Here is a 19,820-nt window from a genome sequence, read left to right as displayed (position 1 = left end):
GATATAATATATGAAAGATGTAATTGAGAAACGCCATATTCGCGCAGAAGTTCCTATTGAATTAACATGGGACCTCTCTGATTTATACGAATCTGATAAAGAGTGGGAAACTGCATTACGTGTATTAACAGATGATATAAAAAAACTTGATGCGTTTAAAGGTCAATTACACACTAGCCCCACTATCTTATTACATTGCCTACTTTTAGAAGAAGAGCTTTTAATGAAGTTAACAAAACTATACTCCTACGCAAATTTAAAAGAATCTGTTGATCGTACAAATCCAGTTATTCAAGCGAACTCTTCCAAAGTTGCTGCTTTATGGACGGAAGTACATACTGCATTATCCTTTATCCATAATGAAATTCTCTCATTAGAAGAAGGCACAATTGAAAAATATTTAACTGAGGAAACAAAACTCGAACCTTTCCGTAAATCATTACTAGACATACTACAAAAAAGGCAGCACACGCTCTCTCCTGAAACAGAAGAAGCTCTTGCTGCACTTGGCGAAGTACATAGTTCTCCATACAAAATTTACGGTATGACTAAATTAGCCGATATGGATTTTAACTCCATACAAGATGAACAAGGAAATGAACTCCCTGTGTCGTTTGCATTATTTGAAAGCAAATATGAGTTTTCTCCAAGCGCAGACATACGTAGGAAAGCATACTCATCATTTGTTTCCACCTTGAAACGATATAAGAATACAGTGGCAACAACATATGCGACTGAAGTAAAAAAACAAGTAACACTCTCTCGTTTACGCAAATTTGAATCTGTTACTCATATGCTTTTGGAACCTCAAAAAGTTCCACTTGAAATGTATAACAATCAACTCGATATTATTTATAAAGAATTGGCGCCTCATATGCGCCGTTTTGCAGATTTAAAAAAGAAAGTATTAGGACTCGATGAAATGCTGTTCTGCGACTTACATGCACCTTTAGATCCCGAATTTAATCCAGCAATTACTTACGAAGAAGCTGGAAAACTCATTCAAGAATCTTTACAAGTACTTGGCGATGAATATAGTGCCATTATCAAAAAAGGTTTCAAAGAAAGATGGGTTGACCTTGCAGATAACGTAGGCAAATCAACTGGAGCATTTTGTTCAAGTCCATATGGTTCTCATCCGTACATTTTAATTACATGGCAAAATACGATGCGCGGCTGTTTCACATTGGCTCATGAATTCGGGCATGCTGGTCATTTTTATTTAGCAAATAAAAACCAGCGTATTATGAACGTACGTCCATCTATGTACTTCGTTGAAGCACCATCTACAATGAATGAATTACTATTAGCCCAGCATTTATTAGCGACCACTGACGATAAGAGAATGCGTAGATGGGTCATTCTGCAACTACTCGGCACATATTATCATAACTTTGTTACTCACTTACTTGAGGGAGAATATCAAAGGAGGGTATACACGCTAGCAGAAGAAGGTGGAGCACTTACAGCTACAACCTTAACTGAAATAAAAACAAATGTCCTTTCAACATTCTGGGGAGATTCCGTAGAAATTGACGAAGGTGCTGGCTTAACTTGGATGCGTCAACCTCATTATTATATGGGCTTATATTCTTACACGTATTCCGCAGGCCTCACTGCATCTACTGCGGTGGCTCAAATGATTAAAGAAGAAGGACAACCTGCTGTTGATCGCTGGTTAGATGTACTTCGCGCTGGTGGTACGATGAAACCACTTGAATTAATGAAACATGCCGGAGTCGATATGTCAAAACCAGATGCAATCCGCAGGGCTGTTTCTTACGTTGGTTCCTTAATTGATGAATTAGAGAGCTCTTATCAAGAATAAAAAATAAGCCCTCGCTTTATGAGGGCTTATTTCATATTTACTTTCCAAATCTTTTACGGTATCCACATTTTCTACATAGCTCTTCAACTGCAACTCTTCTAGAAAATCCATCAACAATGTTTGTTGCTCTTTCACCTTCTATAATGTTAGAAAATGAATCATTATTAATATTTCCAAGGTTAATAATCCCTTCACCATCTAAACAACAAGGAATAACCGTTCCGTTCGCTAAAATACCAGCTTGATTTCGAAGCCCATGACAGAATCCTTTTCCATCATCCTCTTCTTCATGCAATGCTGGCCACTGGAATTCATAGTCTTGATTAATAAAGACACGTTCCGCAATTTTTATACCTTTTCCTGGTGTAAGCTTCTCTTCAATTTGATAAGATAAATTAAACTCATTTTCAATGATAGATAATAACTCTCTATTCTTTTGGATTTCAGCATTTGTTTTATTATCCTGCGTTAAATTCCATAATCTTAGTGAAACAATTAAATCTGATTGACTTGTTGCCTCTCTAATGAAGGAAAGTATACTTCTTACATAGCCCTCTTTGTCTTGTGAACCTGGGTGTCCATCAAAACTATGCAGTGAAAAATTCATTTGTCTTAAAGCAGGCTTATTTAACAGTCTATGCCTTCTCTTATTAATTAACGTTCCGTTCGTTGTAATATTAACTTTAAACCCTTTTTCATGGCTTAAATCTAACAATTGATCTATTTTCGGATGAAGCAACGGTTCACCCTTCACGTGCAAATAAATGTAGTCTGTGTGTGGTTTAATTTGGTCTAACCTTTTTGCAAAATCCTCCACAGAAATGAATTGCTTCTGTCTTTCCGTCGGCGGACAAAAGCTGCACGCAAGATTACATACACTCGTAATCTCCAAGTAAAATTTCTTAAACTTCTTCACCTTTAACTCCTCACTTCTATGACTACTTATACTTTTTCCTCTTCATATTACAGCATACTTTTTTAGAAATAGAAACATACTTATTTTAGGAAATATAGAAAACGGCCACATCTGTAGCCGTTTGAATGTACTATTACTATTTATGATACGGTTCTCCCTACTTTACTAACTAGTAAAGCGTCATCCTGACCATTATCATAATCAAACCAATAGGTTATTCCCTTTATTTCTTTACGATTAGGTTGAACCTCTATTTTTTTAATTATCGCTCTCAATAAAGACTTTTTCTGTTCATAAGTAGCATTTTCATATAGACTAGTGAAATTTTCAAGTGCTTTTATAACTATTTCTTTAGTAATCGGTATTTTCGCACTTTCGATTTCTCTATCTAATTTATGTTTTTCACTTTCTAGTTCACCTATCTCTTTTCTTATGGGTTCAGATAACTCCGCATATGCTTCACCCCGGATTTTCTCATCAAAATAATCCTTATTAAGCTTTTTTATAAATCGCTTCTTTCTTTTTAATTCTTCATTTATATATAATAAATCGTGTTTTATTCTTTCCATTCCTCGCTCTTTTTTCTCTTGGATACGTTCAAACGTCTTATCAACAATTGAAGGTATTAAAATAATTTTATTAATACCTTGTAATACCTTTTCTTCAATATCTTCCTTGCGAATAAGGTTAGATTTACAAGCCAACTTCCCCTTACTATGAAAAGCTTGGCACATATAGTATAAATGATATCCTGATTTATCTCGTTTTCTGGTTTTACACATTACCATTCCTGCTCCACAAGATGGACAACGCAAAATACCAGATAGTACAAATTCCCCATTAAAATTACGATTTTTAGAAATACTCTTCTTATGGGCATAATTCACACCTTGGACTCTTTTCCATAAGTCCTCAGATATAATAGGTTCATGTTTCCCTTTAACAAGTTTATATTCGTCTGTTTTTCCTTTTCTTCTTTCTACGTTCCAATTCTTATGTCGTCCCCATCTACAGTATCCTATATATAATGGGTTCTCTAAAATTGTTTTAATTGTACCTATACTAAATAATCTTCCCCTCTTCGTTTTAAAACCTTGTTGATTTAAAATAATAGCAATGGATTTATATCCTTTTCCTTCAGCTCTTAAATGAAATACCTTCCGTACAATCTCAGCTTCTTCTTTATTAACTTTTAACTCCTTATTCTTAACGTCATATCCAAGTACACGTCCTCCATTCCAGTAACCTAGTTCTGCTCGCTTAGACATACCAGCTTTTACCCTTTGCACAATCATTGAACGCTCATATTGAGCAAATGTAGCTAAGAGTTGAATAAATGCAGTTCCTCCAGTCGTAGAACTATCTAAATTATGATCACTTATTACTATATAGCTTTTTCTTGGCGCAAGAACATCGTCTATTAATTTAGTAACATCACTTACTCTTCTAGATATCCGGTCAACGGACTTAACCAGAATGCCTTTAAATTTTTCTTGAGAAAGGTCCTTAAATAAACGTTGTATTTCAGGACGATTATAATTCTTACCCGAATAGCCCTCGTCACTATAAATATCATATACCTCGTAGCCTTTAGCTTTGGCATATAATCTTAAATGATCTTCTTGAGCTTGTAGCGAGAAACCTTCATTGGCCTGTTCATCTGTCGATACTCTAATGTAGATTGCAACTTTATCTTTATTACGATTCATATTTCTTCCTCCGATTAATTAGCGATATATTTTACAGAATTTTCGGTTATAATTAAACCTAATATTTCTATTAATTGATTCCACTTCGTTTCCTCTATACTTGGAATAATCATATTTCTTAATTCTTCCTGACTGCGATTAAATTCCATTTCTTCCTTTTTCAAATTCCTCACCCTCTTGATTTCTAAATAATAGGTTCATGTTTCCCTTTCACATTTATATTTCTATAGCTATACATTCCCTGATAAAAAGATTTTCTATCCAGAATTCGCTTAACTTGTACTTTCGTAAACTTTTTTCCTTTTGCAGTAGTAAATCCCTCATTGTTTAATTCACCGGCTAAATCCGTTAATGACCACTTAGGATATATCTCTCTTAAATTAAATACACGTTGTACAATTTCAGCCTTCTTATCGTCAATCTCAATGTACTTTTGGCCTTTCCTAGCTTTATAACCAAAAGCAGCTCTTCCTCCTGCATATCCACCTTCTTGGGCTTTCTTATTGCGACCACGACCTAGCTTAAGTGCAATTTCTAACCTTTGATATTGGTCTAACAATTCCATTAATCCATTAATTAAAAAATCATTTGGATCTTTCTTATAGATACTATAATTAGGTTGTTCAATACTTTTCACATCGACCTTATGTTTATTAAACTCACGATGTACCAATACTTTTACGATATCAGAACGCCATAAACGGTTGGTGTTTAGCACAACCACATAGTCTACTTGCTTAGTTTGGAGCATCGAGAGCATATTTTGGAATCCTTCTCTTTCTACTTCCATGGCCTCTTCATCTACTTTCGCACCACTAATTCCAAGGTCACTATATATATCAATTAGAGTCCAATTATTTTCCTTACAAAACTTTCTTATCTCATCTTCTTGGTATAAAGCACTATAACCTTCCCTCGCCTGCCCTTGAGTTGATACCCTAACATAACCAATAACATTCATATAAAATCCCCCTAGTGTAACGATATTTAAAATTAACGTAACGCCTATCTAAAAAAATATAATATTGTTAATTTTTTACAACAAAATCATATTACTTCTTAATTGCAATTCCAACAAAAATTGACGCTTTTTTAAGTAACTTTATAAAATATCTTTTTAAACCTTTTCAAACTCCAAAATATTTTCTTAAATGTATCGTTATCACAGGGATTATAAGCTCTTTTTAAAAATATAGATTTTAAAACTAAATTTGTTTTTGATTTCTATCCTTTTTTATATATTTGAGTTTCTATACTACCAATAAATTCAACACTACATTTACGTTTATCAATCTGCTCTAAATTAGATTTATCTTTCCTTAAATGCTTCATAACGTTATTGTATTCACCCCTAATTACAGTAGGCTCAATTAGATTTTTACTTTTTATATATAGTCTTTTTCCAAAGGCTCTTTCATCAGCCTTGAATTCCTTTAAATTTTTAACTAAATACTTTAATAAAGGTGAATGAGAATATACAACTCCCAGTTTATAAATTCGTTCAATATAAACCTCTCCAAGCCCCCATATTTTCTCGAAAGTTTTATTTTTTAAATCTTCTTTAGATAATCTTGGTATATCAACCAAAAGATGATAATGAATAGTTCCACGCTTTTGAAAAGAACGTATAGCTACATATTTAAAATCACCATATCTCCAACGCATTCGTTTAATCCAATTATCAAACTCCTTACTCGCTTCATTAATGGTAACCTCTTCTTTTTTATAGGTTAAAGTAATAAACATGTCATTAACCTTGAAGTTTAAAATAACAATATGAATAAATTTATCAATTTCGCTATTTTTTAGTTTTCTTACTTTAGATAAGTTTTTCTCTTGTACATCCAAATATTTCTTCTCGTTAATGCTTCTACTTGCAGCCTTAACTTGAACAGTAGATATTGGTTTTTCATATTTAATTACTTTTACGTAATCCCCTAAATCAATTAATTTACAGTTATAACTCTCCATTCTAGTCCTCCTTTTTTAACTTTCACTTAAACAAAGGAGGCAAATAAAAAAATATCCGAAAGGTTAATAAATTTTTTTGAAAAAACATCGAAAATGTGAACAAAATGTGAACAAGCCACCTAAATAATAGGTGACTTGTTATTTTTTACTTATTTGATTTTTTCACATTATATATTTCAAATTAATAATCTTCGTCAATCTCTAAAACTCCTGCTAAATTAGCACGTGCCGTATCACTTTTCTTTTCAAAATCCCTTAACTCCAATTCCAACTCCCTGTTTTCCCCATATTCTACCAAGTTCCCGATATTAACAATCCAACTTCGCAAATTAGCAGATATATATTTTTCTTTCTCAGTATAACCTTCGGGATTCTTTGCTATATTTCTTTCCTGTTTAGCAACCCAACTAATTACCTTTTCATCAGGAAGTTTCCTATCTTCCATAGATACATTTAACTCGTGGAAAACTTCGAGGGAATCGTTATAAAATTCTTTTTCAATTCCATCAGGTATATTATTAGACATACCCAATTTAGAGCTTAAAAATAAAAGTATAATAACACCAATAATCCAAAAACTTCTTTGCTTCCATATCGGTTTCTTTACTTTTTCATCTACTTTATTTAATTCAACCAATTAAAAAACTCTCCTTTATGTATAACCAAGTAAACTTTCATTTATATAATCAAAAACCTTTTCACCTCCTAAAATTTCCCGACTAACTTCTTTACAAATAATCTTTATACTTTCTCTCTGCTACGCAGAGGGACTTCGTCCTTACAAAATCAACAACTTGTTAATTTTTTCATTTTCAACAATTTATCGAGAGAACTATATATACTTATTAAAATAAAGAAGCCTTCAAAAAATAAAAATTAATTAAATTAACAATTAGTTACATATTAAATAGTTATTCTTCCGCTCCATACTCTAATAAATATTTAATAATAACATTCGCCCCTTCTTCTTTTGCAATCATTAAAGGTGTAATACCATTTGCCGATTTTATATTCGGATTAGCTCCAGCTTCTAATAGTATTTTCACTATATTATCTTGGTTAGACCGAGCTGCCCAAATTAAAGGTGGTTCTCCATGTCCTTCGTACAAATTAGGATCAGCGCCTTGCTTTAATAATCCTTTGACTCCTTCGATATCCCCCTCACCTGAAACCCGTGCCAATTTAGTTACTCCGTAATCATCTATTTCATTAATACTATCAGAAGAACCTGAAAGAACTGATGAGTTATCTTCTTTCTTAAATTCCTCTTTCACTTCATTCTGCAACTTATTTTCTTCTTCCTTAGCGTCCGAGGAAGTCAATGAATTTAACGAATTACTTTTTATTTTATCCTTTATATTAAGACGTTCCGCCACTACCGAACGTATAGACCAATAATTTTTTTCTACGTTTTTAATTGACTCATCATCTAGAACCTCTATACGTTCATTGTGTGACACTATCATAGTCGCAGTACTAACTAAAAGTTGTAATCCTTTAAGTAGCTCTTTTTCCTCTTTACTAAACTTTGAAGGAGCTTTATCCATATCAATTAGTTGCTCACCTACCCACTGAACTCGCCCATCACTTTTAACGGGTTTATTCTCTTCTACAACATAATTAATCTCATTGAAAGCTTTAAGAGCATTATTATAAAATTCCTTATCCAGCCCTTTGGGCGTATCACTAAAATTTCCTAATTTTAAAATCAAAACTATAATAACTATTACACCAATTACCCAAATACTTCTTCGTTTCCACATAGACTTTTTCTTTTTTTCCTCTATAGCTGGTAATTCCTGCATCTTTCTCCCTCCTGTCACTTTATTAAAATCCATATTTTTACAATATTTTCTTCATATTTATTGTTTATCCTTCTTTAATAAGCATAAATTCGACAGATTTCACATTTTATTAATTACCCTCTATCTTTTCTTTACAAAAGGGATTATTCTCATTAAATTCGGTACGCTAATGCGTACCACTATATGAAAAATTATATGTTATCTTTCTCCATAAGGTCAACTGATAAAAGTTGGGTAGGGATAAAGATGGCTCAAAAAGTTATAGTAAAAATAAATGAACTAACTAAAGAAAAAGGAATATCCTTAAGAGAATTATCAAGATTAACAGATATTCGCCACGCAGCCTTAAGTGAGTTGGCTAATCAAAAAAGACAAAATATTAATTTTAGACATATAGAAAAGATTGCGGAAACTTTTGATATTAAAGATATTAGAGAAATAATCGATTTTGATTTCCACAATAAATAGCCCTCCATAATATGGAGGGCTATTACCTTTTTACTAAGGAGCGAAAAATTTGAATTAATTAGCAATTAACAACATATACTAATATAAAATTAAATTTGTAATATCTTACATACAAATAAGAATATTAATGACAAATTACACCAATAACTATATAATTATTATATAGGGAGGGAGGGAATTATTATGCGTGCTCCAACAGTCTTTGAAGTTGCAGAATACTTCCGCTATCTAAGTATACCTGGCACAGATAAAGAAATTACACATTTAAAATTACAAAAATTAGTTTATTATACAGAAGCTATATATATGAAAATTAATCAAGAACCATTATTTACTGAAGACTTTCAAGCTTGGGTTCATGGCCCTGTTTGTCCAGATTTATACTATTCCTATAATAAATTTGGATCTTCTTCAATTCCGCAAATTGATAAAAAACCGAACATTGATGAAAAGTATACACGCATTTTAGACATTGTCTGGTTATTATTTGGAGATAAAGATGGAAAATACTTGGAAAACAAAACACATCAAGAGTCTCCATGGATTGATCCGCGTAAGGGATTCGGTGATAACGAGCGTGCGAATACAATAATTGAAAAACAAGATATGCTTAAATATTATAGTTAATCAGAAACAGGTAAGTTATACCTAAATCGTATAATTTACCTGTTTTTTTAGGAGGTTATAATGGGGTTTTTCGCAGATTTAATTACATATCAAACATATGTAGACAAGAAGTTTCCAATAGATATAAATGTAAATCAGATACTATCTGACCTAATAATAATACTACTTCTAATTTTGGTTATAAGATTTTTCCTTCCTCCTCAACGTATAAATACCATAATAAATTTTATGGCTTCAAAAATTTATACATTTATCACCAAATTCGAAGCGAAAGATTTTCTTATAAAGTTTACTAGATTTATTTTTGAAGTTTTCGCCACTTTTATTTTCAGTATCTTAGTTTTAATACGAAAAATAGTTAAATCTTGGTGGCTACCTTTTATAATGCTTGGTATTATCATTTTGAGTATTAAACTTTTTAATGTAAGTTTAGTTAACTTACCTAATGTATATAAAATTATCGGCATTAATTATCCAAATGATAAACTTACTTTAGATTTAATTAGCTCACTTACTCAATTTATAAAATTTATGGTACCTTAATCCGTACCCTTTGTAAAGGACATTTTAAAAAAAGTTAGGCGGCATCAAGAAGATGATTTCTGTATTCAACAGGGGTCATCTTCTTTAAATTCCACTGATAGCGGTGTTGATTATAGTATTTCATATAGTCTTTAATTTCTTGTTTTAACTGAGTGAAAGATGTACAAGTTTTTATGTGTGCTTCATCTTTAAAGTGCCCAAAAAAGGATTCTTGAGGGGCATTATCCCAACAGTTTCCTCGTCTTGACATGGATTGTCCTAGCTTTAATTTTTTGACCAACTTTTGATAGGTAGGGCTTGTGTAATGAGCTCCTTGATCTGAATGAATATATGCATCTGGTGTTAATTCCACTTTCTTATTCCTCTTTAGTTTACGAAGAGTTGTCGTTGCGATATCTAGAGTAAGCCGTTCTGAAACATGATAAGCCAAAACTTCATTCGTAGACCCGTCTAGAATGGTAGATAAGTATCCTTTCTGATTTTTGCCATAAAACAGGTATGTGATATCTGTAAGAAGTACCTTTCCAGGTATACCTTGCCTGAATTCTCGTTTTAATTGATTAGGTACTACAAAGTGTTCTTTCGTCGCTTTCAACATTCTTTTATAGGGATTCGCTTTCCGAATGGGACAGACAATTCCATATTTTTTCATGATTCTTCGGATGCGTTTTAAATTGTAAACAACTTGAAATTGACCCGCCAATGTCATTTTAATTTGACGAGCCCCTTTCTTTCGGTTTTTAAATTGAAATGCCTTTACTATGAGCTCTTTCGCCATTTCATCTTGATGCATTCTTTTCTCTCGCTGACTTTGAGCAGTAGCGGAAAAATAATGATAGTATCCAGAGCGCGAAACACCAGCGATCTCACACAAATATCTCACCATATTTTTCAGGTTATACCTTTCAATAATAGTACGAATTAAGATGTATTTCTGACTGGGGTGTAACCTTATTTCTTTCCCATCCTCCCTTCCATAAGCTTGATCTTTTTTAATAATTCATTTTCAGCTTTTAATAAGTTTCGTTCCGCTTCTAAACGTGCATATTTCTCTTCTAATGTAAGTTCTTTCTCTGACTTTCTTCCGGAGTTATCCTTACGTGTATCTCTTAAACCAAATACCCCCCTTTCCTTATAGGAAGTACGCCATCGATTTCCTGATGATACAACACGTTGTAGACCGATGACATCTATATCAAATCCACATTCTTCAAAAATAATACGAGGTGGTTTTCCTTTTTCATTTTCTTCAATAAAAATACGTTTGAATTCATCTGTATAAGTAATCCCTTTCTGACTGACTGATTTTACGTATCGATTCTTTGATAGTGCTTGAACTTCTTTTTCTGTGAACAGTTTTTTCGTCATTTTGAAATTTCTCCGATTCTCATTTTTCTCTCATTATACAAGAAAGACCCTATAGAATAGACTTTTTTTTAAGTGTCTATTCTATAGGGTACATTTTACCTCTGAGCATACCTTTTTTCTACTTTATTTATCGTGAACAAAAGAATATGTCTGAGTCATCATTAAATTTAAATGAAAATTATTTATATTTAATATATTTTTTATTAGGCTCTACTTCTACGTTATGGGTAGGTACGTATACTCTTGGATTATTAGAATCCGAAAACATAACTACCTCTACACTTACTTTTACATATAAATATGCTACTTATATTGGGTGCTTTGCTATTTTATTGGTATTATCCTTCTTATTTTTAATAGCAATGACCATTTCCTTTTTTAATTCTATTAATGTAGAACAAGCATTAAAAAGAAAAATTAAAAAAGTTAGATTTAATTATCTCATGCTTACTTATTGCAAAATTTCATCAAAATCCTTATACAAAACAATTGGTTATCAAATAGACAGTATTTATCAAATGCTTACCTATGTTTGTATAAAGGATTTAGGAAAAAATGCTGATGAAAATCTTGAAGAGTGGTTTAAAAGTTTGGATTACCTTTTAAACAGTTCACGTATGAAGACCTTTGACACTCAACCTAAACATGGTTATTTAATCTCTGAACATGAAGAACAACAATTAAGTTTGTATAATACTATACTTCAAAATCATATTAGCCTAATAATCAAACTAATAAAGGATCATAAATTTAAATACGGAAAAAAATGTATAAATGAGCTTTTAAACTATATACCTTTACAAAATCAACATATATCTACTAAAACATCCAACGATGACTTAGCTAAAATGACAGCTCTTTATTTTATAAATTTAAATACACTAGCCTTGTTTTTATTCGAAAGAAATGATATCTCAATACATTTACTATTGGATAAAATCGAAAAAATCAACTATGATTTAGAAGAACAACAATTAGAGGGAATATTAAGAACTTATATTTCGCTTATTATAAAAGCATTAGAAAAGAATAATGTTGGTTACCTATCTAATCTCTGCTACTCTTTAATTCGATTTATAACAAAAGATAACAGTTCTGATTTTAAAATACCAAAAAGTAATAACTACTCTATTAAAGAATTAGAAGCTATAGAACTATTCAGCAGAAATGTAGAAGATAATCAACATGATCAAGGGCATAATTTAAATGTATCAACCTGTATCTATCTAATATTACAAGCTATATCTAAAAGTATTGAGCTATCTTTATATAATTGCACAGGTTTCTTGGTAAAGTTTTTAGTAACAAGTTTTGAGGATTATCAAGTAAAAAATGTATTTAATAAATTTTCCTCTAATTATCTTAAAGAAGAAGTTAGTAATACTCCTTTTCTTAGAGATAATCCTTTATATTCTGTACTAGAAAATGAGTTTCGTATAAATCCTAAAGTAAGTAAATATTTCCTATATAAAATGACGATATTAATACTAGGTCAACAGAAATATATAACAAAATACAACGTTAATATATGGAAAGTTCCAAAAGTTAAGGTGGATGCTTCCTTTTTTGATTGCAATTACCTTGAATACATTTTTAAAAAACTACGGAACAGCAAAGACAAATATGGACTTAGCTATATGCAAAGTGAAAAATTTATGAATACACTTTATATAGAATTACGACATACTGCTAGTGAAAATAAACAAGCTGATTAAAAATTCAGCTTGTTTATTTTTTATTCGCTTATAATTAAAGTTTATTCTTAAAAAACGTCCGCTAGAATTTCTAATTCTACTTTCTGCTTTACTATCACTTGTGGTACGGTTCCCCACGATTAATCCGAAACGCCCTATACACTTGCTCAAGCAATACTAATCGCATTAATTGGTGTGGTAACGTCATCTTTGAAAAAGAAAGAGATTCATTTGAACGCTTCATTACTTCTGAACTTAGTCCAAGTGATCCGCCAATTACAAAGGCAACTTTACTCTTCCCATATGTAGCAAGACGATCTAAGCTTACTGCAAATTCTTCTGATGATTTTTGCTTTCCTTCTATCGCTAACGCAATGACATGCGTATCATCAGAAATTTTATCTAGTATACGTATACCTTCTTTTTCTTTTACAATTAACATTTCTGCTTCACTTAAATTTTCTGGTGCCTTTTCATCTGGCAATTCAATTACTTCTACTTTTGCGTATGCAGATAATCGTTTTAAGTATTCTGCTATACCTTGTTTTAAATATTTTTCTTTTAATTTCCCAATTGAAATAATCGAGATATTCACACGTATTCCCCACCTTACAAACATGTTATCCACATAACTTATCCACATATCCACAATTGTTACCCACATATTGTGTGAGAATCTGTGTTCGATACAACATATGTCGCCTCATTTTGACAAAATTCACATGTTTTTTTCTCTTTTTCTGAGTTATCCACATTGTTAATAACTGGCGCGACTTCGCACTCATCCACAATAATATCTAAAGCTAATTCAACATGTTCTAAACAACAAGGTAAGTTCATATTCTTCACCTCACTTTTCTACAATAGAAAACAGGAGGTAGGCCCTCCTGTTTTTAATACTTTTGAATGCCTAGTTTAACCGTTGTTGTTGCTCGTTTTGTACCACGATAAAACGTAAGAGTCATTTTATCATTAATTTTTTTATCATATAAGGCCGTACGGAATCCGATAATATCGCGAACTGGTTTCCCATCTACTGCTACAATCACATCGTGTTCTCGCAAACCAGCATCTGTACCTGGCGAAGGGCTTTTCACATCTAAAATGCAAACTCCCTCTGTTACATTGCCTGGTAAATGCAATGTTTTTGACCAATAGTAGTTTGGAATTTCATTTAATGATCTCAGTTCAATTCCAACATACGGTCTTCTTACTTTTCCGTACTTCTCTAATTCATTCATAATTGGAACAGCTCTAGTAACAGGAATAGCTAGCCCAATTCCTTCTACTTCTTTTGCCGCAATTTTCATTGAGTTAATACCAATTAATTGACCTGCTGCGTTTACAAGCGCACCACCACTATTACCCGGATTAATTGCTGCGTCTGTTTGCAATACTTCTACTTGCCAATCATAATGTCCATCTTGATCTAAATCTACATGGACAATACGCTCATTAGCCGAGATAATACCTTGTGTGACAGTTCCAGAAAATTGTAGCCCGAGCGGGTTTCCAATCGCAATGACTGGTTCTCCTCTACGAACAGTATTAGAATCGCCAATCTCAATTACTTTTTTCACATACTTTGCATCTATTTCTAGTACAGCCAAATCTGTGACTACATCAGTTCCTAATACTTTTCCTGGAACTTTCTTACCGTCACTTAAACTTACTTCAATACGATTTGCCCCAGCAACAACATGATTATTCGTTACAATGTAAGCTTGGCCATCTGTCTTTTTATAAATTACACCCGATCCTGTACCAGCTTCTGAATCTGCCTCTGAAAAATTATCTCGCTGAATATTAATAACGCCAACAACAGCTTCAGATGCACGATCAACAGCATCGACAAAGCTAATTTGTTTAATGCCTTGAGCTTCCGCCATATTACTTCCACTTGCTTCAGCTTGCGGAAACGCGCCTGCATCATTTGAAAATAAAGGAGCTCCAAATGCAAATAACGAAGCTCCTACAATTGTTCCAGCTATACTAGAAATAACAATACCTTTATGCTTCTTTTTTCTTGCACGTTTCATACGATAATTTTCTCCATCAATAAAGGACATATTTGTTCACCTATCTTCCTGAAAACAACTATATTCACCTTTATTGTTTACTAAAATGAAGAATTATACGTATTGAATTTTTGTCGGCATTTTTGGATCTGTATCGTGGATTTCAAAGGCTTCTCCCACTCCAAATCCCTTTTCCTCTAATACTTGTGATACTGACATACGTGCTAGTTCTTTCATGTTATTATCTAAGCTTAAATGGGCTAAATAAATATGCTTTGTCTCATCTGTAATTACATCCGCCATCGCTAATGCAGCATCTTCATTACAAACGTGCCCCACATCGCTTAAAATACGTCGCTTAATACTCCATGGATAGCGTCCCATACGAAGCATTTCCACGTCATGATTGCTTTCAAACACGAAAGCATTAGCCCCCTTAATAACACCTTTCATACGGTCACTCACGTATCCTGTATCTGTAATAAGAGCCAACTTTCTATTATTGTTATGAAAAGCATAGAACATTGGCTCTGCCGCATCATGTGAAACTCCAAATGACTCGACCTCAATATCACCGAATGTTTTTACATCCCCAACTGAGAAAATAAACTTTTGCTCAGTTGGGATATTTCCTATTAAGTGTTCCATTGCATTCCATGTTTTCTCATTTGCATAAACAGGTAAATCATATTTACGTGCCAATACACCTAAGCCTTTAATATGGTCACTATGTTCATGTGTTACAAGAATACCCGATACATCATTTATATTTAATTCTGCCTGTTTAAATAAAGCCTCTGTTGCTTTACCACTTAAACCTGCATCGACAAGTAACTTCTTTTCATCTGTTCCTACATATAGCATATTCCCTGTACTTCCACTTGCAAGTACGCTAAAATGCAAACCCATTCTTTCTCACTCCAGTATGTTCATCAACCACTTGATTTTCCTTTTCCCCTAATTCCATAACTTGTCCTTCAATTGCATTTACAAAGAAGTCCTGCTTCTGCTCCGTCTTTAAGTTCCACGTTGGAGCAAGTACTTGGTTATTAGAAGTAGATGCGGTAAGGTTGGCATAACCAATTTGCGCTTCTTTTACATGTGTATTCCCATGAATTTTATTTTTTAAATACAGATTTTCTAAAGCCGTTTGGGCAGTAATAATTTCTTGCTGTTTCGTTTTTTCACTTTCGCCCATTTCTTTTAAATCTGTTAACATCGTCTGCGTGTACGACACAAGTTCATTTTTTTCATTTAATTCCACAACAATCATTGCCTGATCGTTATAGAAAATAGGCTTATCTTTATATTTTTGGAAAAAGTAAATTTTAGAGTCTTTCATCGCTCCAAACTCATACTTTTGTCCATCTAATACATAGTTCTTCAAAAAATCATTATACTTATCTTTGGATAAAGATTTTGTATTTAAAAAGGGCTCTTTTAGCTTACTTTCTATCTTGTACATATTTTGTATATGCGCCGTTTGATTTTTTAAAGACTGTATGTCTTCTTCTTTAAATGCCTTGTTTTCAGCCCTAATAAATGACTCTTTTTTCGGTTCTTTAGGGAAATTACCCATAGTAATTTTGTTTGCTTTTAATTCTTGATCTATCTTCGTTTCTGCAATAAGCTCCAATTGATTACTATCTTGCTTTTGAATGAATTGAAAAATGAGAAAGAGGTCCAAAACAAAAAAGGTCACAATAAATATGGTTTTAATCCGATCCCAATCCATTTAGTCCCCCCTCATTCCACTCATATATTTTTTGTTTGCCAGCTTCATCTTCAACAAACTTTACATACCAAATTGGCTGTAGTCGCGCTACTTGCCCATCTAGTGATAATTTGTATCCAATCCCAATGTCTTTAATGGATCTTTTATCTACCGCGGCATTATTTTCTAAGGATGCTATTACAACATGACCTGACGGAAGAGTAACCTTCTGCTCTATACCTTTCGTATTTAAAGAAAGCAACGGTCTTTCATATTCCATTACTTCTTCTGATCCCCATACTTGTCTCAATTCAGCTAATCCATCAGTATTGAATACGGGATATCCATCTTCCTGTAAGCGGAATACTGTCTGTCCTTTATTCATATAGTCCAAACGATATGAATCCAAACTCCCACTGTGACCATTTACAAAATCAAAACTTTTTTGTAAAAGCATTAAATTATCTGGCTTTTTCTCACTTAAAACAGAAGAATTTTTATACTTTAGCATATGCTGATCATTTTCAATCTCCATAGACCTAATACCATCTGTAAATATTTCTTTCGATCCCTCGATAATAGGGCTTAAATAACGTGGGTCACTAAAAAGAGCATTCTTAAATGTATCAACCGCCAAATTAGATGAAATATATGTTATATTACTTAATTCTGTCGTTCCATCTGGTAAAAATAGCTTTTTCATATCATTAGTTTGATAGTCAAAATAAGGTTTCGCTGATACTATAAATTGATTTTGTGCATTTACAACATCTTTTAAATACACACCACTTAATTTTGCTTCATATATTCTAGAGTTATCACCATCGGAAACAAAATTAATTTTAATTTCTTGATCCCTACTTCTAGAAGGGTCAAGAATAATTCGATTAAAGTGTTTAGGCTTATCTATACTTTTTTCTTTCATACTAAACATAGATTTAACTGCATCAAATGGGATGTTGGTAGGGAAAATAAGTTCAATTTTCCCTTCACCATGCACATAAGAAAGAAAGTCAGCCTTAGCAATCGATATCTCTTTGAACTCATTTAATTCCCCTGCTTCCAAAGTTCTATAGATTGATTCTATATCTCCCTCTCTTTTGCTCCCGTAATGATTTTTATCTTTATGCACAATGATAGAAGTAGGGCGGACAACATCAGCGATTTTCGTTTGAGTATTTCCCTCATTCCCCTGTACAAATTTTGCGTTTTGCATAGATGTGGAATCTGGCACATACGTCCATAAGTTAAAAGTAAGAAATAGACTAATTACAACTAAATTAATTAAAACTATCGTTTTAACATTCTCCATACTCATTCCCATTCGTCCTCTTCATCTGCTGCCATAGGCAATGTGAAATAAATCGTTGTCCCTTTTCCTTCCTCACTCTTTGCCCAAATCGAGCCACCATGTGCCTCAATCATTTCTTTCGCAATTGCTAATCCAAGTCCTGTACCGCCCATTTGTCTTGAACGTGCTTTATCTACGCGATAAAAACGTTCAAAGATTTTATCGACGTTTTCTTTCGGAATACCCATTCCTTGATCACTTACACTAATCTCCAATAATTCTCCGCGATCACGTAAACGATATGTTACTGTTCCACCTTCTGGTGAATACTTTAATGCATTCGAAATAATGTTATACAATACTTGCGTAATTTTGTCCGTATCCATATCAATAAATCGAGATTTTTTAGAGAAGGATCGTTTGAAGCTTACGTTTTGCTCTTTAGACATTTCAAAACGATCAATAATGTTATTAAAGAAGTCAGTAAAGTCGACCCATTCTTTCATTAAACGATGTTCTGTACTATCGAGTTTAGATAGTTGCAATAACGCATTTACAAGTCTAATCATTCTTTCTGTTTCTTCTTGTGTAACTGTTAAAAATTGTGGTGCAATATTTGGATCTTGCCACGCACCGTCTGTAAGTGCCTCTAAGTAACTGCGCATTGTCGTTAATGGCGTTCTTAATTCATGAGAGACGTTTGCTACAAACTCGCGGCGTTCTCTTTCTATACGCTCCTGCTCAGTCACATCATATAATACGGCAATTAAACCATTTGCTTTCCCTGTCTCTTTTTGAATAACAGAGAAACTAGCGCGTAAAATATATGGCTCATTTCTCGTACTAAAATCTAATAAAACAGAATCCGGCTCTTCGTATAAATGATCGAGCGTAAATTCTTCTTGTATTCCCAATACTTCTAAAACAGATTGATCAAGCGCCGTTTCACGCGAAACATTTAGCATCTTTTCCGCAGGATCATTTAATAAAATAATGTCCCCTTTTCGGTCAGTAGCAATTACTCCATCTGTCATATGTGATAATACGGATGACAATTTACGTCTTTCACTTTCTGTTGAAGAACGAGCTTGTTGTAATTTTTTTGATAAATTATTGAAAGATAATGCTAATTGTCCAATTTCATCATGGCTATGCACTTTTACTTTTCTTGAATAGTTTCCTTTTGCCATTTCAATCGCTTGTCTTCGCATATCAGAAATTGGCCTCGTAATCGTTTGAGCTAACAAAATTCCAAGTACAGCTGTTACGAGTAATGCAATAACTGTTCCGGTCGCAAAGATTTGATTAATATCCTTCATCTGCTTATAAACATCTTCCATAGATGCAACAACGTAAATGACACCAAGGGCATCTTTGTTGTTATCATCCATAATAGGAGTAATCATAACTTGTACACGGTGACCTGTACGACTATCCTTCTCAATTTTCACTTCTAGTTTTTTTTGTACCAATACCCGCTGAACAGCTATATTAGTTGATGTTCTATTTACCTTGTTTTGCTTTGACTCATCTGAAATAGCGAGCAGCTTTCTATTCGCATCAAATACACTTACCTCTTGAATATCTTTCTTTCGATCAGAGGCAAATTTTCGAATGGAAGTTTTAATCGTTTCATCTGTTGACTCTGTCTCTGCTTTTGTATAACTTTTTTTAAACTCTTGTTTCAAGTTATACGATAATAAGTTCGTTTGTTGCGTTAAAGAATCTCTAAAGCCTTGTACAAGACTCTTTTCTAACTCTCTTACGAAATATACTCCAATAACTTGCATAGCTATCAATATTAATAGCATATATATGAGTACAAATTTTAAATGAATAGATTGAAAAAAACCGACTTTCTTCATATA

At 32.9% G+C, this 19,820-nt stretch carries 20 protein-coding genes; 5 read left to right on the top strand and 15 right to left on the bottom strand.

The features are described 5' to 3' along the window. Positions 1-10: 10 nt before the first annotated feature. A complete protein-coding gene (pepF, locus tag QCI73_RS00245) occupies positions 11-1,828 on the top strand; it encodes an oligoendopeptidase F (protein WP_353822326.1) in 1,818 nt (605 codons plus the stop codon). 37 nt (positions 1,829-1,865) lie between these two features. On the opposite strand, the gene QCI73_RS00240 is transcribed toward pepF, so the two are convergent. The 7 genes from QCI73_RS00240 to QCI73_RS00210 form a co-directional block, all read right to left on the bottom strand. Beyond that, positions 1,866-2,744, bottom strand: a complete 879-nt coding sequence (locus tag QCI73_RS00240; RefSeq protein WP_000713636.1) for a radical SAM/SPASM domain-containing protein — start codon at positions 2,742-2,744, stop codon at positions 1,866-1,868. 140 nt (positions 2,745-2,884) lie between these two features. Next, the gene (locus QCI73_RS00235; RefSeq protein WP_353822325.1) at positions 2,885-4,453 is read right to left on the bottom strand and encodes a recombinase family protein; all 1,569 of its coding nucleotides are present in this window, start codon (positions 4,451-4,453) and stop codon (positions 2,885-2,887) included. A gap of 14 nt (positions 4,454-4,467) precedes the next feature. After that, positions 4,468-4,617, bottom strand: a complete 150-nt coding sequence (locus QCI73_RS00230; protein WP_353822324.1) for a hypothetical protein — start codon at positions 4,615-4,617, stop codon at positions 4,468-4,470. A gap of 20 nt (positions 4,618-4,637) precedes the next feature. Next, positions 4,638-5,414 carry a recombinase family protein gene (locus QCI73_RS00225; protein WP_353822323.1) on the bottom strand — a complete coding sequence of 259 codons (777 nt, stop codon included), beginning with the start codon at positions 5,412-5,414 and terminating at the stop codon, positions 4,638-4,640. 263 nt (positions 5,415-5,677) lie between these two features. Next, the gene (locus QCI73_RS00220) at positions 5,678-6,424 is read right to left on the bottom strand and encodes a rolling circle replication-associated protein (protein WP_353822322.1); all 747 of its coding nucleotides are present in this window, start codon (positions 6,422-6,424) and stop codon (positions 5,678-5,680) included. A 181-nt stretch (positions 6,425-6,605) separates the two neighbouring features. After that, positions 6,606-7,061, bottom strand: a complete 456-nt coding sequence (locus QCI73_RS00215) for a hypothetical protein (RefSeq protein ID WP_270723366.1) — start codon at positions 7,059-7,061, stop codon at positions 6,606-6,608. A 274-nt stretch (positions 7,062-7,335) separates the two neighbouring features. Continuing rightward, a complete protein-coding gene (locus QCI73_RS00210) occupies positions 7,336-8,229 on the bottom strand; it encodes an ankyrin repeat domain-containing protein (RefSeq protein ID WP_353822321.1) in 894 nt (297 codons plus the stop codon). A 246-nt stretch (positions 8,230-8,475) separates the two neighbouring features. Here QCI73_RS00210 and QCI73_RS00205 point away from each other — a divergent pair, with 246 nt between their 5' ends. The 3 genes from QCI73_RS00205 (at position 8,476) to QCI73_RS00195 (ending at position 9,867) form a co-directional block, all read left to right on the top strand. Next, a complete protein-coding gene (locus tag QCI73_RS00205; RefSeq protein ID WP_353822320.1) occupies positions 8,476-8,697 on the top strand; it encodes a helix-turn-helix domain-containing protein in 222 nt (73 codons plus the stop codon). Positions 8,698-8,880: 183 nt separating this feature from the next. Continuing rightward, positions 8,881-9,324 carry a Panacea domain-containing protein gene (locus QCI73_RS00200; protein WP_353822319.1) on the top strand — a complete coding sequence of 148 codons (444 nt, stop codon included), beginning with the start codon at positions 8,881-8,883 and terminating at the stop codon, positions 9,322-9,324. 60 nt (positions 9,325-9,384) lie between these two features. After that, positions 9,385-9,867 carry a hypothetical protein gene (locus QCI73_RS00195; RefSeq protein ID WP_353822318.1) on the top strand — a complete coding sequence of 161 codons (483 nt, stop codon included), beginning with the start codon at positions 9,385-9,387 and terminating at the stop codon, positions 9,865-9,867. A gap of 34 nt (positions 9,868-9,901) precedes the next feature. Here the strand turns inward: QCI73_RS00195 and QCI73_RS00190 are convergent. Further along, positions 9,902-11,235, bottom strand: a protein-coding gene (locus QCI73_RS00190; protein ID WP_416274065.1) for an IS3 family transposase whose coding sequence is annotated in 2 segments (ribosomal slippage) — positions 9,902-10,851 and positions 10,851-11,235 — 1,335 coding nt in all. Because the reading frame shifts where the segments join, the coding sequence is not laid out codon by codon here. A 146-nt stretch (positions 11,236-11,381) separates the two neighbouring features. On the opposite strand from QCI73_RS00190, the gene QCI73_RS00185 reads away from it, so the two are divergent. Further along, positions 11,382-12,950 carry a hypothetical protein gene (locus QCI73_RS00185; RefSeq protein ID WP_353822317.1) on the top strand — a complete coding sequence of 523 codons (1,569 nt, stop codon included), beginning with the start codon at positions 11,382-11,384 and terminating at the stop codon, positions 12,948-12,950. A gap of 94 nt (positions 12,951-13,044) precedes the next feature. Here the strand turns inward: QCI73_RS00185 and rlmH are convergent, their stop codons facing one another. From rlmH to walK, 7 genes are all read right to left on the bottom strand, one after another. After that, complete coding sequence (gene rlmH, locus QCI73_RS00180) at positions 13,045-13,524, bottom strand: 23S rRNA (pseudouridine(1915)-N(3))-methyltransferase RlmH (RefSeq protein ID WP_001027003.1); 480 nt, start codon at positions 13,522-13,524, stop codon at positions 13,045-13,047. A 59-nt stretch (positions 13,525-13,583) separates the two neighbouring features. Continuing rightward, on the bottom strand, positions 13,584-13,769 hold the full coding sequence (locus tag QCI73_RS00175; RefSeq protein ID WP_001052827.1) for a CxxH/CxxC protein: 186 nt from the start codon (positions 13,767-13,769) through the stop codon (positions 13,584-13,586). A 53-nt stretch (positions 13,770-13,822) separates the two neighbouring features. Next, positions 13,823-14,998, bottom strand: coding sequence for a S1C family serine protease (locus tag QCI73_RS00170; RefSeq protein ID WP_353822316.1), 1,176 nt, complete (start codon positions 14,996-14,998; stop codon positions 13,823-13,825). Positions 14,999-15,061: 63 nt separating this feature from the next. Next, positions 15,062-15,856 (bottom strand): MBL fold metallo-hydrolase, encoded by a 795-nt coding sequence (locus QCI73_RS00165; protein WP_000522836.1) that lies wholly within the window; start codon positions 15,854-15,856, stop codon positions 15,062-15,064. Then, entirely contained in the window at positions 15,840-16,682 is an 843-nt protein-coding gene (locus tag QCI73_RS00160; RefSeq protein ID WP_000383723.1) for a two-component system regulatory protein YycI, read from the bottom strand. Before QCI73_RS00160 ends, QCI73_RS00165 begins: the two co-directional genes overlap by 17 nt. Continuing rightward, complete coding sequence (locus QCI73_RS00155) at positions 16,663-17,979, bottom strand: YycH family regulatory protein (protein ID WP_353822315.1); 1,317 nt, start codon at positions 17,977-17,979, stop codon at positions 16,663-16,665. The genes QCI73_RS00160 and QCI73_RS00155 overlap by 20 nt, the downstream gene beginning before the upstream one ends. Continuing rightward, positions 17,976-19,817, bottom strand: coding sequence for a cell wall metabolism sensor histidine kinase WalK (gene walK, locus QCI73_RS00150; protein ID WP_353822314.1), 1,842 nt, complete (start codon positions 19,815-19,817; stop codon positions 17,976-17,978). The genes QCI73_RS00155 and walK overlap by 4 nt, the downstream gene beginning before the upstream one ends. Positions 19,818-19,820: the final 3 nt, after the last annotated feature.

It is taken from the genome of Bacillus cereus group sp. MG16 (assembly GCF_040459875.1).
Taxonomy (GTDB): Bacteria; Bacillota; Bacilli; order Bacillales; family Bacillaceae_G; genus Bacillus_A; species Bacillus_A paranthracis.
The sequence above is the reverse complement of the archived record's forward strand: the minus strand, read 5'-3'. Positions and strand labels throughout refer to the sequence as shown.

Bases quoted from the DNA above. Each gene is read 5' to 3' on its own strand.
- QCI73_RS00170 (WP_353822316.1), bottom strand. From the start codon at position 14,998: ATGTCCTTTATTGATGGAGAAAATTATCGTATGAAACGTGCAAGAAAA.
- QCI73_RS00220 (WP_353822322.1), bottom strand. From the start codon at position 6,424: ATGGAGAGTTATAACTGTAAATTAATTGATTTAGGGGATTACGTAAAA.
- QCI73_RS00235 (WP_353822325.1), bottom strand. From the start codon at position 4,453: ATGAATCGTAATAAAGATAAAGTTGCAATCTACATTAGAGTATCGACA.
- QCI73_RS00175 (WP_001052827.1), bottom strand. From the start codon at position 13,769: ATGAACTTACCTTGTTGTTTAGAACATGTTGAATTAGCTTTAGATATT.
- walK (WP_353822314.1), bottom strand. From the start codon at position 19,817: ATGAAGAAAGTCGGTTTTTTTCAATCTATTCATTTAAAATTTGTACTC.
- QCI73_RS00205 (WP_353822320.1), top strand. From the start codon at position 8,476: ATGGCTCAAAAAGTTATAGTAAAAATAAATGAACTAACTAAAGAAAAA.
- QCI73_RS00160 (WP_000383723.1), bottom strand. From the start codon at position 16,682: ATGGATTGGGATCGGATTAAAACCATATTTATTGTGACCTTTTTTGTT.
- pepF (WP_353822326.1), top strand. From the start codon at position 11: ATGAAAGATGTAATTGAGAAACGCCATATTCGCGCAGAAGTTCCTATT.
- QCI73_RS00225 (WP_353822323.1), bottom strand. From the start codon at position 5,414: ATGAATGTTATTGGTTATGTTAGGGTATCAACTCAAGGGCAGGCGAGG.
- QCI73_RS00165 (WP_000522836.1), bottom strand. From the start codon at position 15,856: ATGGGTTTGCATTTTAGCGTACTTGCAAGTGGAAGTACAGGGAATATG.
- QCI73_RS00210 (WP_353822321.1), bottom strand. From the start codon at position 8,229: ATGCAGGAATTACCAGCTATAGAGGAAAAAAAGAAAAAGTCTATGTGG.
- QCI73_RS00200 (WP_353822319.1), top strand. From the start codon at position 8,881: ATGCGTGCTCCAACAGTCTTTGAAGTTGCAGAATACTTCCGCTATCTA.
- QCI73_RS00155 (WP_353822315.1), bottom strand. From the start codon at position 17,979: ATGAGTATGGAGAATGTTAAAACGATAGTTTTAATTAATTTAGTTGTA.
- QCI73_RS00185 (WP_353822317.1), top strand. From the start codon at position 11,382: ATGTCTGAGTCATCATTAAATTTAAATGAAAATTATTTATATTTAATA.
- QCI73_RS00195 (WP_353822318.1), top strand. From the start codon at position 9,385: ATGGGGTTTTTCGCAGATTTAATTACATATCAAACATATGTAGACAAG.